A 14,170-nucleotide genomic window follows, 5' to 3' on the forward strand; every position below is an offset into this window, starting at 1 on the left:
ACTTCATACGGTTTCTTGCTTACCTGACCGTCGGGGCAGAATGGCAAGTGTGATCGAGGTATCGCGGGACAAGTTCGAGGAACTCGTGGCTGAGGCATTGGACACGATTCCCGCCGACCTCACGGCAGCCATGAGCAATGTCGTCGTCGTCGTGGTCGATGATCCGCCAGAGCCCCATCTGCTCGGCCTGTACACCGGTGTCCCCCTCACCGAACGCGGCGACTGGTACTCAGGAGTCCTGCCCGACCGCATCGAGATCTACCGCAATCCCATATGCCAAATTTGCGATTCCGAGGACGACGTGATCGACGAGGTACGCATCACGGTCGTCCACGAGGTCGCCCACCACTTCGGCATCGACGACGCAAGGCTCCACGAGCTCGGGTGGTAACCCTTTGCCTTTGGTTGGCTTCTTTGGGTTGCGGCTGACCAAGTGATCGGGCACCTTAGGTGACATAGCGAACACCCTGAGTCAGGCACATCGGAGTCCAATGGGGGCCATGCGGGCGCGACGGGCGCCGGGACGGCATCGACGTGCGGACATACACCAAGCCACGTATCGGGAAGTCATCGCCATTAGGGAGTTTCGGGCACTCTGGTACGGCCAGGGCCTGTCGCTCCTCGGCGACCAGCTCGCGCAGGTCGCACTCGCCGTGCTGGTCTACAACCGCACGCACTCGGCCCTCGCCACGGCCGGTGTGTACGCGCTGACGTACCTTCCCTCGATCGTCGGCGGCCCGCTGCTGGCGGGGCTTGCGGACCGGTTCGCCCGCCGGGCCGTCATGCTGAGCTGCGATCTGATCCGAGCGGGGCTGGTGGCCGCGATGGCGGTGCCCGGGATGCCGTTCTGGGCGTTGTGCTCGCTGGTGTTCCTCGTGGTGCTGCTCAGCGCGCCGTTCTCGGCCGCGCGGGCGGCACTGCTGCCCGAAATCCTGGCAGGCGACAGGTACGTCATCGGCTCGGCCATCCAGAACATGACGAACCAGGCCGTTCAGATGCTCGGTTTCGCGGCGGGCGGAGCGCTGATCGCCACGATGGGCCCGTACCGGGCGCTCGCCCTCGACGCGGCGACGTTCCTCGGCTCCGCGTTGATCCTGATCTCCGGCGTCCGCCGCCGGCGCGCCGCCAACGACGACGCCTCGAAGCCGTCCATGTGGACCATGACCAGGGCGGGGGCCAGGCTCGTCTTCGGGTCGAAGAAGCTACGGACACTTGTCCTGTTCGCCTGGTTGTGCGGCTTCTACGTGCTCCCCGAAGGCATCGCGGTGCCGTACGCGGCCAAGCTCTACACGGGCACGTTGCCGGTCCCGGTGATCACCGGGCTGCTCATGGCGGCGATGCCGACCGGGACGGTGGTGGGGGCGTTCCTTTTCAGCAGGTTCGTGTCACCGCCGGGGCGGCTGCGGCTCATGGGCTGGATGGCCATGCTGAGCTGCGCGCCCCTGATCGTGACCGCGATGCGGCCGCCTCTGGCCGTGGTGCTGGCGGCGTGGGTTCTGTCGGGGATCGGCGGGGCGTACCAGCTCGCGGCCAATGCCGCCTTCGTCCAGTCCGTTCCGCCCGAACGTCGCGCCCAGGCGTTCGGGATCGTGCAGTCGGGGCTGATGGCCGTACAGGGGATCGGGATCTTGGTGGGTGGGTTCGCGGCGGAGAGACTCGGTCCTGAGCCGGTGGTCGCGCTGGCCGGGATCACCGGGGTCACCTGCGCGGCCGCGCTCGCCATGGTCTGGACCGAGTCTCGGGGTGACAAGGCCGCCCGGGTGCGTGTCCGGGCCGCGGCGTGATCACGGCTGGGGCTTGTGCTCGCCGCTCCAGTCGGTGCCCGTGCCGCGGTTCTGCGACTTGCTGACCAGGTCCTGCACGATGGAGGTGTCGCTGTCCTCGTCCGGCATGAGGAGCCAGCCGATCGCGTACACGCCGACGCCCAGGCCGCCGAACAACGTCGCGATCGCCAGCGCGATGCGGATCATGTTCGCGTCGATTCCGACGTACTCGCCGATGCCGGAGCAGACGCCGGCGACGATCCTGCCCTTGTGGGTGCGGCGGAGCTTCTTGACGTTGTGCTCGTGGTATTCGCTCATGTCTCAAGACTGCCCGCGTACCCGGTGTTAGCACATCGGGATTCCCCCTGGTAGAACCCTGGTAACCCCTTACGTGTAAGGAGAGGATTCACGATGGACGACCTGCTTCGCCTCGACGAGCGGCTCAACGCCGACCAGCGGCTGATCCGCGACACGGTCAGATCCTTCGTCTCCGACCGCATCCTCCCGCACGTCGGGGACTGGTTCGAGGAGGCCACCTTCCCCGCGCGCGAGCTCGCGCCAGAGCTCGGCTCCCTAGGCCTGCTCGGCATGCACCTCCAGGGGTACGGCTGCGCCGGGACGGACGCGGTGTCGTACGGCGTGGCCTGCCGGGAACTGGAGGCAGGCGATTCCGGGCTGCGTTCGTTCGTGTCCGTCCAGGGATCGCTGGCCATGTTCCCCATCTGGCGGTACGGCTCGGATGAGCAGAAGGATGAGTGGCTGCCCCGGATGTCCGCCGGCGAGGCGATCGGCTGCTTCGGCCTGACGGAGCCGGACCATGGGTCCGATCCAGCCGGCATGCGGACGTACGCCAAGAAGGACGGATCCGACTGGATCCTGAACGGCAGCAAGATGTGGATCACCAACGGCTCGATCGCCGACGTGGCCGTGGTCTGGGCGCAGACCGACGAGGGCATCCGCGGCTTCGTCGTGCCGACCTCCACCCCTGGCTTCTCCGCCCCCGAGATCCACAAGAAGTTGTCCCTTCGCGCCTCCATCACCTCATCCCTCTACTTCGACGATGTGCGTCTGCCCGAGTCCGCTGTGCTTCCGGGGGTCGTCGGCTTGAAGGGCCCGCTGTCGTGCCTGTCGGAGGCCCGCTTCGGCATCGTCTGGGGCGTGGTGGGTGCCGCGCGCGCGTGCCTGGAGTCGGCCGTCGAGTACGCGAAGACCCGCGTCCAGTTCGACAAGCCGATCGGGGCGTTCCAGCTGACGCAGGAGAAACTGGCCTGGATGTACGTGGGGCTGGCCCAGGCCGGTCTTACCGCGCTGCATCTCGGGGAGCTGAAGGACGCGGGGCGGCTGGAGCCGCGGCAGATCAGCTTCGGCAAGCTGGCCAACGTACGGGCGGCGCTGGACATCGCCCGGCAGGCGCGCTCCATCTTGGGAGGGAACGGGATCACGCTGGAGTATCCGGTGATCAGGCACATGAACAACCTCGAGAGTGTCCTGACGTACGAAGGGACCCAGGAAATTCACACGCTGGTGCTCGGGGAGGCGCTCACCGGGATCGCCGCGTACCGTTGAGCCGGTGTTCTTCGATCCCGGATCTTCACCACGTGTGTGCGCCCGGGGCGTCTCGTTCGGCTCGGGCCCGCGTATCGGGCAGACCTGGACCTGGACCTGAACGTCGGGTTCTGGTTCGATCAGGAAACTGATGGCTGCGTCGATCCGTTACTGTGAGGGGCGGGGAACCGCGTCGCGTACTGGGCGGTAATCTCTGTACCCTTGCTGTACGTGGGGGCGTTAGCTCAATTGGCAGAGCTGCGGACTTTTAATCCGTAGGTTCCGGGTTCGAGCCCCGGGCGCCCTACCACTTCTCACCCTCTTGACCAGGGACTTCACTTCGCTCTGGGAATCCGCAGGGTCGCCGGACACCTCTTGGGAGACCGAGGGGAGACCGCCAGTTTGAGAGACCGCCCTCGGGACGATCGCGACACTCGCGTCGGCAGCGGCGTGCGCTAGCTCCGGCAGGACCGTCGTGTACGTGTTCTCGGTCAAATTGGTCGAACTGTGACGCAGCATCGTGGACACCATCTTCGTGTCCGCGCCGGCGGCGTAGGCGAGCGTGGCCGCACAGTGGCGGAGGTCGTGGAGCCGGATCGGCGGTAGGCCCGCCTTGTAGGCGAGTTGGGAGAACAACCGCTGACCCACGCCGGGTGCAGCTCCGTACCGTCCTCATGGGTGAAGATGCGGCTGGTGTCCGTCCACGCCTCACCCCACTGCAGGCGCTCGGCGTTCTGCCGCACCCGGTGTTCCTGCAGTACGGCCACCGTGCCGGTGTCCAGGGCCACGACGCCATCGCTGGCCTCGGTCTTGGGATCGCCCTCCTCGAAGACCCAGCCGATCTGAACGAGCTGCTTGGCCACGGCCAAGGTCCGCTCCTCGGTGTTGAGGTCCTCCCAGCGAACACCGCACCCTTCTCCGCGGCGCAGCCCTCGGAACGCTATGACGTGGAACAAGGCATACAGCCGGTGCTCGGCAGCGGCGTCGAGAAACGCGGCCAGTTGGACCGGCGTCCACACCATCACTGGCGACGGCCGCAACTCGGCGGACTCCCACACCCGAACGGCGCTTACTTTCTTCCCGCCGACCTCCGCGCGCACGGTCTCCAGGCGGGCGGCGAACTCGGCGTTGAACGCCTCCACCCGCTGCTTCGTCCACACGAGGGCCTTGGGCCGCTTCACCGCGTCCAGCTTGATCGCGGCGGCATTGTTCGTGCTGATGATCTGCTGACGCACGGCGTCGCTCAGCACGGTGGACAGGGTGGCGCGGATACGCTGCTTGGTCGCCGGGCCGGTGATGCGCTGGCCGCGCACCGAGGCGCGCACCTCGGGATCCTCCGAGTTGCGCGCCTTCAGAATGGCCTCGTTCTTCTCGTCGATGACCGTGAACACGCGCTGCAGGACCGAAACCCACAGCCGATCCATCCGGATGTGGGCGAGCACATCCTTCAGGTGGTGCTTGTAGTGGCTGCGGTAGCCGCGCAGGGTCGTCTTGTGGATATCGCCCGTGCGCTCATGGGTCTCCATGCACTGCTCGAAGAAGTCGCCGAACAGCATGGAGCCGAGCTGCTGGCCGCTCGTGTACTTGCGGCGCAGCTCATCGAAGTCGGGTAGCGGCGCCTGCTTCTTGTTGGCTGCCTTGATCATCTCGCGGATCTCCATCCGCGCCTCGTGTCCCTCCGGGCCGGCCTCGGGGATGTCGAGCAGCCGGAGAACCTTCTCGTAGAACGCGATCAGGTCCTTCTCGGTCCTGAACCCGCCCAGGCGCAGATAGACGCGCTTTCCATCAGGCTCCTTGGGCAGTTCTTCCTTTCCGTGCCGCGTGCCATGGTTGGGGGTCCAGGAGCCGTCCGCCCGCCGCAGCTTGGGACACACTGCGATTTCTACCTGGTCATGGACGTCCTGTCCGGCCGAAGCAGGACGCTACGGCGCGTCAGCGGACCCGGACGGGCAGGGTGTGCAGCCCACGGATGAGGGTGCTGGCGCGCCATTGCAGGACGGGCGAGCCCAGTTCGATGCTGGAGAAGCGGCCGAGCAGCCTTCCGATGGCGATCTGCGCCTCCAGCCGGGCCAGCGGCGCGCCCACGCAGTAGTGGATGCCATGACCAAAGGCCAGATGGCCGCCGCCTGGCCTGGTGAGGTCGAGCCGGTCAGGATCAGGGTAGCGGTCCGGGTCGCGGTTGGCGGCCAGCAGGGAGATGAAGACGAACTCGCCCTCGGGGATTAAGACGTCGCCGACGCGGATCGGCTCGGTGGTGAAGCGCAGGGTCGCGATGTTGATCGGGCCGTCGAAGCGCAGGAACTCCTCCACCGCGCCCGGCAGCAGTGAGGGGTCGGCCCGCAGCGCGGCCAGCTGGTCCGGGGTGCCGATCAGGGCGAGCACGCTGTTGGCGATCAGGTTGACCGTGGTCTCGTGGCCCGCCACGAGCAGCAGGAACGCCATGGACACCACTTCGTCCGCGGTCAGCCGGTCGCCTTCGTCGGAGATGTGCACGAGCTCCGACAGCAGGTCCTCGCCGGGCGCGGCCCGCTTGGCGGCGACGAGGCCCGTCAGGTAGGCCAGCATCCACGCGTGGGCCGCGCGCATCTCCTCGCCCGACGAGGCCGCCACGAAGGGGGCGGTCCAGGTCCTGAACTCGTCGTGGTCCGCGGCCGGGATGCCGAGCAGCTCGCAGATGACGGCGATCGGCAGGGGGAAGGCGAACGACTCCATGAGGTCGAACTCGCCCGCCTCCGCCATGCCGTCGAGCAGACCGTCGGTGATCTGCTCGATGCGCGGGCGCAGCCGCGACACCGTCCTGGCGGTGAACGCCTTGTTCACCAGTTTGCGCAGGCGCGTGTGGTCGGGCGGGTCGGAGTTGAGCATGTGGGCCGACAACGACGAGGCGTACGGCCCCGCCGTCCCCGGTGGGAACAGCTTCACCGCCCTGGCGCTGTCCTTGGCCAGCCTGGGGTCGTTGAGCAGCTCCCTGGCTTCGGCGTACCTGGTGACCAGCCAGACCCTGAGCCGCCGGTGCGCGGTCGCGGGCCGTACCGGCCCCGCCTCGCGGGCGCGCCGGTAGACCGGATGCGGATCCTGGAAGAAGGCCCGGTCGAGGTTGAGTGCCGGGTCCGTGACCGATTCGCTGTACCGCAACGTTCGCCTCTCTCCAGCTCGGCGGGCGCCCGCCGAGACCGCCGTACGATCTCCGCTAGCCTCGGGCGGGCAGGGCGTCTGTCACCTCGTCGATGAGGCCGGCCAGCTCGCCCGGCCGCGACAGGAACGGAGAATGGCTCCCCGGCAGGTGCCTGACCACCCCGGCCATCGTGAGCTGCCGCTTGATGAACAGCTCGGGCATGCTCCGGTCATCGTCGCAGACGATGAGCGCGGAAGGCACCGCTCGCCACGAGGCCCGCGTCTGCCGCTCGGTGAAGGCACGCGCGCTCTGTGGCCTGAGCCGGGCGACAGCCGCCTCCGCCCACTGCGCGGGTACGTCGTGGTAGAGCGCCTCGACCGGCGGCTCAGGAGCCGGCAGCAGCTCGGCGTCGTGGGGGAACCACGGCCCGCCGAGCGGCGTGACCACCGCCTCCCCCGCCTCCAGCATGTGGGCCGCGAGGTAGACGAGCCGCCGCACGTTCGACACGGTCTCGGCCACCTCGGTGACGGGGACGCCGCCGTAGGAGTGCGCGAGCACGGTGACCGGTCCCTCGATGGCGCGCAGATGTTCCCGTACGGCCCGCGCGTCGTCGTACATCCCCGCGTGTGGATCCCCCGACGTGCTCGGCAGGTCCACCGTGGACGTGCGCCAGCCGCGTTCTTCCAGCTCGGGTACCAGCCGATCCCAGCACGACGGTCCGTGCCAGGCGCCGTGCACGAGCACCAGCGTCTCCTTGTTCACCACGTTCTCCCCCCGTTTTCGCATGACACCCGGCCAGGATGGCAGGGCCGCGAATACGCGCCGCCTATACGGCATTGACGCGATGTCAGCGCGATGACGCACCGGCCCCGGGCCGCTGATGAGTTCGGCGGGGGTGCAGTCCTCAATGACGCGGCCGTCATCCAGGACCAGAGGTGGCCTCGTCCGGCACGATGACGGGCGGGTTCACGAGAAGCACGCGAGCCAGGGCGATCAACTGCTGTTCACCGGCCGAGAAGCGGCTGCCGCGGTCGCTGACATCAGCCTGGTAACCGTCTTGGAGCCGTAGCCGCCCCAGCGAGCGTATGGTTGCCGGGCCTCATCGTGGTGCGGCACCGGCACGGCCCGCAACGCCTCCCTCGAACGCGGTCGCCGCACGCATGTTCGGACCGCCGTAACAGCGCGGTTCGGCCAGCCGGCCCGTGGAGGTGCCATACCCGCCGTTGCGCGGCAGAGGCGTCTCCCGTGAGCTTGTGTGACAGCGTCGACTTGCCGACACCTGCGGATCCACGGATGAAGAGGAGATCCAGGCGTTGGCGATCAGCTTCAGCCGTTCCAGCCGGAACCGCTCGCGTTCGGCAGCCTCGCCCGGGGCCCCGCCAGCGCCGTACCCGTCCAGAGACCGTCGACCGGCTCACTGATCCGCACGAAGCTGCTGCTACTGGCGAGAACATCATCAGGACGGCCTGCTGTTGCGGCGTACCGAGATCCATCCGCGCGCCGGCGCAATCGGGGCCGAGCGGGCCGAGAACGGTGAGTCTGCAGGCGGGCGGCCGCGGCCGTCATATGACGTCCACGGTCGCGGCCGCCGCGCCGGGTCCGTTGGCGATGCCCTGGCCAACGCCGGTGACGGCCGGACGGGCAGCGCCACCGGTCGTACGGAGATCGCGGCTCTGGCCCGTATATGAGGATCTCGCTGCGACATCAACTTGTATGCAACTCCCGCGTGGTTGCCGCCCCTCGGCGAGGTGGACGGCCTGGGGTTGTTGAGCAGTTCCCTGGCCTTGGCTTACCTGGTGACCAGTCAAATCCGGCAAAGGTTGTGGACCGGGTCCGTGACCGATTCGCCGTACTGCAATCGGCCGCAGTCCTGAAAAGCAGAGGCGCGTACGTCTTCACAACTTCCGGGAGTCTCCTGGTTCGTCGGGGAACGCCATCCAGTCCCTCGCCGAACTCCTCAGCGTCACAGACGTCGCGAAGCGACTCGTCGGCCCCGATGCGGAGATCCGAATGTTGGAGGTGCGGGAGGGGTCGCTCCGCCTCCGAGTCAAGACTCCGCGATGGGACCCTTGCGCGCCAAGGCCGGACCAGCTCTGTGCACGCTCTGACCACCACGCGGCGTTCTGATCCGGCGGCGGTACTCGCGCGGGGACGCGCCGGTGACCCGCTTGAACGCGTTGCTCAGTGCGCTCTCCGAGCTGTAGCCGACCTTGCGGGCGATCGTCGCCACCGTGTCGTCGCCGCGGCGCAGGCGGTCGGTGGCCAGTTCGATCCGCCAGCCGGTCAGGTAGTCCAGCGGGCTCTGCCCGACGGTCTGCTTGAAGCGGGCCGCGAGTGTCGACCTGGACACCGCCGCGGTCTCGGCCAGTTCCGCCACCGTCCAGGTGTGGGCCGGACGGGCGTGCATGGCCTGGAGCGCCGGGGCCACGATCGGGTCGGTGAGCCCGGCCATCCAGCCGGACACCGCACTTGCCCCGGCGACGGCCAGGTGCAGGCGCAGCAGGTGAATCAGCATGACCAGGGCGAGGTGCTCAGTGACCAGTGTCGAGGCCAGCGACTGGTCGCGCAGCTCTGCGTCGATCTGCTCAAGCGCCCAGCGTACGGTCGCGGCCTCGGTGGTGCGGCCGGGCACATGGATCACTGGCGGCAGCACGTCGAGCAGCAGTTCGCGCGCCCGCTCGCCGAAGTCGAACCGGCCGCCGATGAAGACCGCATCCTCTCCGGTCCCCACCCGGGCAACGCCGTCGGTGGCCGACGCGAAAACCGGGCCGGCCGGGACCGGCCGCAGCCCTGAACCGCTGGCCATGGTGAAGGCGCGTGGCCGGGTGAGCAGGAAGCAGTCGCCCTCGGCCAGCTCGATCGGCTCCAGTACGCCGTCGACGCTGAGCAGGCAGCCGCCGCGGCGCACCGCGACGAACTTGACCGCCGACGGCGGCTCGTACGACAGCGCCCACTCACCGCCGGCCACCAGCCTGACGGACAGGCGGCTGGTCGTGCCGACGAGGGCGAGGACGTCTTCGAGGGGATCAGTTGCTTGGACGCTCACTCAACTATGTTGGATCCTGAACCATTCCAAGTCCAAACGCCGCTCCTTACCGTTACTGTCATGACACGTAAGTCCACCCCGTTCAACGCCAAGACCACCGCCTACGAGATCCTCACCGGTGTCGACCTCAGCGGGCGGCGGATCATCGTCACCGGCGGAGCCTCCGGGATCGGCCTGGAGACCGTACGGGCGCTGCAGGGTGCGGGGGCCGAGGTCACCGTCGCGACCCGCAACCCCACCGGCGGCCAGCGAGCCTTGGACCTGAGCGATCTCGGCTCGGTGCGCGCGTTCGTGGACGATTGGAGCGGGCCGGTGCACGTGATCGTGGCGAACGCCGGGATCATGGCTCTGCCTGCCCGCCAGGTCGCCGCCAACGGCTGGGAGCTGCAGCTGGCGACGAACTTTCTCGGGCACTTCGCACTGATCACCGGCCTGCGGGAGAACCTGCGGCAGGCAGGCGACGCGCGGGTTGTCATGGTGAGTTCGGGCGCTCAGCGACTGGCCCCGTTCGACTTCGACGATCCGCATTTCGAGCGCCGCCCGTACGACCCGTGGGTCGCGTACGCGCAGTCGAAGACAGCCGACGTGCTGCTCGCGGTCGGCGCCGCCCGGCGTTGGGCCGCCGACGGAATCACCGCGAACGCGCTCGAGCCCGGATACATCCACACCAACCTGCAGCGGCACCTCGACGAGGACACCATGCGAGCAGCGGGCGCGATGGACGACGAGGGGAACCTGGTGACCCCCGACTATTACAAGACCCCGGAGCAGGGCGCTGCCACCTCGGTGCTGCTCGCCGGGTCGCCGCTGCTGGACGGTGTGACGGGCCGGTTCTTCTCCTCCGAGAACCAGGAGGCCGAGGTGGTGCGGGGCGGTCCGGACGCGACCGCAGGCGTCGCCGCCTGGTCGGTGGACCCGGCCGCCGCGGACCGTCTCTGGGCCTACGCGCTCACAGCGACAACGGACCACTAAACCGAGGCGTCGTCACCGGCACGTCCCAGCCGCGCTCGCCGATCGCCTCCACCTCGGCACGCACCCCCCAAGACGGCCGTCATCAGCATGGCCGGGCCGCTGCCGAGAGAAACCCCTAAGGCCGAGTCCGACGCCGCACCGATCACGAGTTCGCCGACGGCCGTCGGGCGCCCCGGCGACAGGCCGACATGCACAGGAGCGTCACCATGTCCCAACATGTCGTACGAGAATCTTGGAGCACCATTCATGACTACTGTGATGCTTGTGCACGGCGCCTGGCACCAGCCAAGCAGCTGGGCCCGGCTTGAGGACGAGTTGCACGCTCTCGGCTATGCCACGCGCACGCCGGCGCTCCCAAGCGCCGGCGAACATCCCACCGCAGGCATGCATGACGATGCCGCCGTACTGGCTGCGGAACTGGCGTCGATCGCAGGACCGGTCGTGCTCCTCGGGCACTCCTACGGAGGCATCCCGATCACCGAGGCCGCCGCCGAAGCGAGCAATGTTGATCGGCTGATCTACCTCGCCGCCTACATGCCGGACAAAGGACAGTCGATGTACGCCATCCACAGCCTCCCCGATCCCGAAGACACAAGCGGCCTGTTCCCGCTCAGCAACGAACCACGTGTCTCCCTCTACGGCGATCTGCCCGACGAAGAGGCTGAACAGGCGGTGAGCAAGCTGGTCAACCAGACCATCCGATCATTCGCGGAGAAGGTCGACGTAGCCGCCTGGCGCAGCATCCCGTCCACTTACATCATCACGGAGCAGGACCAGGCCATCCCACTCGCACTGCAGGAGCAGATAGCAGCCCAAGCGACCGAAACCCGCCGGCTCCCTGGCGGGCATTCGCCGTTCCTGTCCCAGCCACGACGGCTGGCCACTCTCATCGACGAGATCGTACAGTCGGCCCGCTGGTAGATCAGGGTCATCCAACGCAGCACCAGGGCGCGAATACCCCGTGCAGGACCTCGATCCGGCCGTACCCGGCGGCCACGTCCTCGATCTCCAGCAGGTCAGGGGCCGCGCCCTCGGTCCCAAGCAGGCTAGTCGTCGGCATCGGCGGGCTCCCCCAGGTAAGCGGCGCGGGCCGCCGGATCGGCGGCCGGGCCAGCCCGGCCAGCGGCTCGTCCAGCAGCAGCACACTGGGCTCGACCGCCAGCGCACGAGCGATCTCCAAGCGGCGCTGCAGCCCATACGGCAGTTCCCCCGCCGGCTGGTTCTCCCTGCCGGCCAGCCCCACCTCGGCCAGCAGGCCCAGCGCCCTGTCCCGCAGTACGGCGGGCAGGCCAAGCCACGACGACCGCCGTCCGGCCAGGAGCGGCACGACCACGTGTCCAGCACGCTGAGCGAGCCGAAGACCTGCAAATTCTGGAACGTCCTGGCGATACCCGCGCGGGCCACCCGGTGCGCGGGCAGCCGCGCTTCGGACGCCGTGCCGCGGCAATCGCGTGCCGATCATGCTGCCCGCGTGCCCGCGGTCACAGGACCGCATTCCCGGCGCTCCCGGGGAAGTCTGTGCTAAATGCGACCTGCTTGCCCGCGTCGAATTCCGCCCGGAGTTGGCCGAGTTTGGCGTCGATCCTGCGGTGGGCGTCGCTGCCGAGCACGATCCAGTGGCGAGGTCGCTCAGAGGTGGCCGCCTCGTACATCACCTTCGCCGCTCGGGCGGGGTCGCCGGGGAACATCTCGGGCGTGAGGGTGCCCATCATGTTACGGAATGCTCCAGCTGTCGCGTGGTAGTCGTCGATGGGGGTGCCGGAAGCTTTGGTGCGATGTTCGATGCCGGTACGGAAGGAGCCGGGCTGGACGATCATCGCGTTCAGGCCGAGGGGTTCGATTTCCTGCCAGAGAGCTTCGGTGAAGCCTTCGAGCGCGAATTTGCTGGCCGAGTAATAGCCGTTGGCGGGAAGGCTGGCCAGGCCGTCCATCGAGGAGACGTTAACGATGGTGCCGTGTCCCCGGGCGCGCATACCGGGCAGGACGAGCCGGGTGAGGGCGACGGCGCCGAAGAAGTTGACCTCGAACAGCCTGCGGTAGTCGTTCTCGTCCTGCTCTTCCAGCGCGCCGATGAAGTCGACGCCGGCATTGTTGACCAGGATGTCGATGCCGCCGAGGTATTCCTCGGCCTGCTTGACGCCGTTCTCGCGATGCTGCGGGTCGGTCACGTCGAGGGGCAGGGCCAGGGCGGTGCGGGGATGGCGAGAGGCCAGTTCGGTGGTGGCCTTGGTGCTGGAGGCGGTGACGACGGCCCGATCGCCTTGGGCGAGGGCGTATTCGGCCAGGGCGCGTCCGAGGCCGCTTGACGCGCCGGTGATGAGCCAGGTTCTCATCGGGAACTCCTTCTGGTAGTCAGTGTTCGTCAGCGGGGAAGTCGGCCGAGCGGCTGACGTCGGCCCACTTCTCGGTCTCGGCGGCGCGGATCTCGGCGGCCTTCTGCGCGGCGGCGACGGCGTCGCTGCCGAGGAGGAGTCGTCGGGGCGGGTTGTCGTCGCCAACGACGTTGATGATGATCCTGACGGCGCGGGCGGGGTCGCCGGACTGGGTGCCGTTGGTGTCGCGGCGGTAGCGGTGGAGGGCGCCGACCGTCTCCTCGTAGTCCGGGCCGACGGCGTGCATCTCCATGGAGGAGCCCTGCCAGTCCGTACGGAACGCGCCCGGCTCCACGATGATCACCTTGACCCCGAAGGGCGCGGTCTCATTGGCGAGCACCTCGGAGAAGCCTTCCACGGCGAACTTCGCGGTCTGGTAGGCGCCCATCCCCGGCGTGCCGCCGACGCGCCCCCCGATGGAGGAGAACTGCACGAAGGTCCCTGACCGCTGGGCCCGCAGCACGGGCAGGGCGGCCCGGGTGACGTTCACGACGCCGAAGAGGTTGGTCTCGATCTGGGCGCGGAAGTCGTCTTCGGCCATCTCCTCGATCGGCGCGCTGTTGCCGTATCCGGCGTTGTTGACGACCACGTCAAGACGGCCGAAGGCGTCCGTGGCCTCCTTGACCGCCCGGACGGCCGCGGCGGCGTCGGTGACGTCGAGCGCGACCGCCCGGATCCGGTAGCCGTAGCGCGCCACCAGGTCGTCGAGCTGCTTGGGGCTGCGGGCAGTGGCGACGGCCTGGTCACCCGCTTCAAGGACGGCTTCGGTGAGGTTGCGTCCGAAACCGCGCGACGCTCCGGTGATGAGCCAGGTCTTAGCCATGGAGTTTGTCCCTTCTCATCTCTTAACTGTCTCATTAACGTAGCACTTATAGAGTTGATACGCTCGAACAAGTGACATTAATCTCCGGTTTCGGTACGGCGTGCCGTGCTCCAGCACGATCGCCGGCTGGCCAGCTTGGCGGGCGTGAGGGGCGGAGGCGGTGGCGAGCAGACCGATCGCGACCGCCGACAGGACGCCCAACGTGAGCCGCCGACTACGCACACCCTCGATGCTGACCACGACAAGTTCTTTTGAGAGTGATCTGGTGCCATCACTGTCGTCCGGGAGGGACCGCAGCCACATCCGTCATATGACGGTCAGCCACGGCGGGGCGACCAAGCGGGCGTCCGGCCCGTCGCCGTTCCGGACCTCGAAGGGTCCGAGCAATCCGACTCCACAGCAGCAATTGCGCCGAATGCGGTGCTGAGCGTCCCGTCACCTCGCGCAGGCCGCCGGGCGTCACCATCAGTACCGTACGAGCCATTCGTCCGAGTTGAAGGCCCGCTGCGCAGGGTCCGGCGCGACAGCTTCGCG

The 14,170-nt window shown here is 68.1% G+C and carries 13 protein-coding genes, 1 tRNA gene and 1 pseudogene; 6 read left to right on the plus strand and 9 right to left on the minus strand.

Annotated elements, in window-relative coordinates; all coding sequences use genetic code 11:
- The first annotated feature begins 40 nt into the window (after nucleotides 1-40).
- Nucleotides 41-391 carry a metallopeptidase family protein gene (locus ACTWPT_RS38585; RefSeq protein WP_443182459.1) on the plus strand — a complete coding sequence of 117 codons (351 nt, stop codon included), beginning with the start codon at nucleotides 41-43 and terminating at the stop codon, nucleotides 389-391.
- 109 nt (nucleotides 392-500) lie between these two features.
- Entirely contained in the window at nucleotides 501-1,784 is a 1,284-nt protein-coding gene (locus tag ACTWPT_RS38590; protein ID WP_443182460.1) for an MFS transporter, read from the plus strand.
- On the opposite strand, the gene ACTWPT_RS38595 is transcribed toward ACTWPT_RS38590, so the two are convergent.
- Nucleotides 1,785-2,081 (minus strand): PspC domain-containing protein, encoded by a 297-nt coding sequence (locus tag ACTWPT_RS38595; protein ID WP_443182461.1) that lies wholly within the window; start codon nucleotides 2,079-2,081, stop codon nucleotides 1,785-1,787.
- Nucleotides 2,082-2,174: 93 nt separating this feature from the next.
- Here ACTWPT_RS38595 and ACTWPT_RS38600 point away from each other — a divergent pair, with 93 nt between their 5' ends.
- Together ACTWPT_RS38600 and ACTWPT_RS38605 are read left to right on the plus strand one after the other, a co-directional pair.
- Nucleotides 2,175-3,329 (plus strand): acyl-CoA dehydrogenase family protein, encoded by a 1,155-nt coding sequence (locus ACTWPT_RS38600; RefSeq protein ID WP_443182462.1) that lies wholly within the window; start codon nucleotides 2,175-2,177, stop codon nucleotides 3,327-3,329.
- Between the two features lie 213 nt (nucleotides 3,330-3,542).
- Nucleotides 3,543-3,618 (plus strand) — tRNA-Lys (locus ACTWPT_RS38605).
- Nucleotides 3,619-3,833: 215 nt separating this feature from the next.
- Here ACTWPT_RS38605 and ACTWPT_RS38610 read toward each other — a convergent pair.
- From ACTWPT_RS38610 to ACTWPT_RS38630, 5 genes and pseudogenes are all read right to left on the minus strand, one after another.
- Nucleotides 3,834-3,956: pseudogene (locus tag ACTWPT_RS38610) on the minus strand (site-specific integrase); the annotation flags it as partial.
- A 1,284-nt stretch (nucleotides 3,957-5,240) separates the two neighbouring features.
- Nucleotides 5,241-6,443 (minus strand): cytochrome P450 family protein, encoded by a 1,203-nt coding sequence (locus ACTWPT_RS38615; RefSeq protein WP_443182463.1) that lies wholly within the window; start codon nucleotides 6,441-6,443, stop codon nucleotides 5,241-5,243.
- 55 nt (nucleotides 6,444-6,498) lie between these two features.
- A complete protein-coding gene (locus ACTWPT_RS38620) occupies nucleotides 6,499-7,209 on the minus strand; it encodes an alpha/beta hydrolase (protein WP_443182464.1) in 711 nt (236 codons plus the stop codon).
- A gap of 133 nt (nucleotides 7,210-7,342) precedes the next feature.
- A complete protein-coding gene (locus ACTWPT_RS38625) occupies nucleotides 7,343-7,510 on the minus strand; it encodes an ATP-binding cassette domain-containing protein (RefSeq protein ID WP_443182603.1) in 168 nt (55 codons plus the stop codon).
- Between the two features lie 960 nt (nucleotides 7,511-8,470).
- Entirely contained in the window at nucleotides 8,471-9,469 is a 999-nt protein-coding gene (locus ACTWPT_RS38630) for a cupin domain-containing protein (RefSeq protein WP_443182465.1), read from the minus strand.
- A 60-nt stretch (nucleotides 9,470-9,529) separates the two neighbouring features.
- Here ACTWPT_RS38630 and ACTWPT_RS38635 point away from each other — a divergent pair, with 60 nt between their 5' ends.
- Nucleotides 9,530-10,441 carry an SDR family NAD(P)-dependent oxidoreductase gene (locus ACTWPT_RS38635; RefSeq protein ID WP_443182466.1) on the plus strand — a complete coding sequence of 304 codons (912 nt, stop codon included), beginning with the start codon at nucleotides 9,530-9,532 and terminating at the stop codon, nucleotides 10,439-10,441.
- 216 nt (nucleotides 10,442-10,657) lie between these two features.
- Nucleotides 10,658-11,362, plus strand: coding sequence for an alpha/beta hydrolase (locus ACTWPT_RS38640; RefSeq protein WP_443182467.1), 705 nt, complete (start codon nucleotides 10,658-10,660; stop codon nucleotides 11,360-11,362).
- 7 nt (nucleotides 11,363-11,369) lie between these two features.
- Here the strand turns inward: ACTWPT_RS38640 and ACTWPT_RS38645 are convergent, their stop codons facing one another.
- From ACTWPT_RS38645 to ACTWPT_RS38655, 3 genes are all read right to left on the minus strand, one after another.
- Nucleotides 11,370-11,774, minus strand: coding sequence for an ATP-binding cassette domain-containing protein (locus ACTWPT_RS38645; protein ID WP_443182468.1), 405 nt, complete (start codon nucleotides 11,772-11,774; stop codon nucleotides 11,370-11,372).
- A gap of 148 nt (nucleotides 11,775-11,922) precedes the next feature.
- On the minus strand, nucleotides 11,923-12,774 hold the full coding sequence (locus ACTWPT_RS38650) for an SDR family NAD(P)-dependent oxidoreductase (RefSeq protein WP_443182469.1): 852 nt from the start codon (nucleotides 12,772-12,774) through the stop codon (nucleotides 11,923-11,925).
- A gap of 19 nt (nucleotides 12,775-12,793) precedes the next feature.
- A complete protein-coding gene (locus ACTWPT_RS38655; protein ID WP_443182470.1) occupies nucleotides 12,794-13,636 on the minus strand; it encodes an oxidoreductase in 843 nt (280 codons plus the stop codon).
- Nucleotides 13,637-14,170: the final 534 nt, after the last annotated feature.

Source organism: Nonomuraea sp. 3N208, assembly GCF_052245935.1.
Taxonomy (GTDB): domain Bacteria; phylum Actinomycetota; class Actinomycetes; order Streptosporangiales; family Streptosporangiaceae; genus Nonomuraea.

What these genes read in the sequence shown, in the direction of transcription:
- ACTWPT_RS38620 (WP_443182464.1), bottom strand. Translation starts at nt 7,209, where the DNA reads ATGCGAAAACGGGGGGAGAACGTGGTGAACAAGGAGACGCTGGTGCTC.
- ACTWPT_RS38600 (WP_443182462.1), top strand. Translation starts at nt 2,175, where the DNA reads ATGGACGACCTGCTTCGCCTCGACGAGCGGCTCAACGCCGACCAGCGG.
- ACTWPT_RS38595 (WP_443182461.1), bottom strand. Translation starts at nt 2,081, where the DNA reads ATGAGCGAATACCACGAGCACAACGTCAAGAAGCTCCGCCGCACCCAC.
- ACTWPT_RS38585 (WP_443182459.1), top strand. Translation starts at nt 41, where the DNA reads ATGGCAAGTGTGATCGAGGTATCGCGGGACAAGTTCGAGGAACTCGTG.
- ACTWPT_RS38590 (WP_443182460.1), top strand. Translation starts at nt 501, where the DNA reads ATGCGGGCGCGACGGGCGCCGGGACGGCATCGACGTGCGGACATACAC.
- ACTWPT_RS38650 (WP_443182469.1), bottom strand. Translation starts at nt 12,774, where the DNA reads ATGAGAACCTGGCTCATCACCGGCGCGTCAAGCGGCCTCGGACGCGCC.
- ACTWPT_RS38635 (WP_443182466.1), top strand. Translation starts at nt 9,530, where the DNA reads ATGACACGTAAGTCCACCCCGTTCAACGCCAAGACCACCGCCTACGAG.
- ACTWPT_RS38655 (WP_443182470.1), bottom strand. Translation starts at nt 13,636, where the DNA reads ATGGCTAAGACCTGGCTCATCACCGGAGCGTCGCGCGGTTTCGGACGC.
- ACTWPT_RS38640 (WP_443182467.1), top strand. Translation starts at nt 10,658, where the DNA reads ATGTCGTACGAGAATCTTGGAGCACCATTCATGACTACTGTGATGCTT.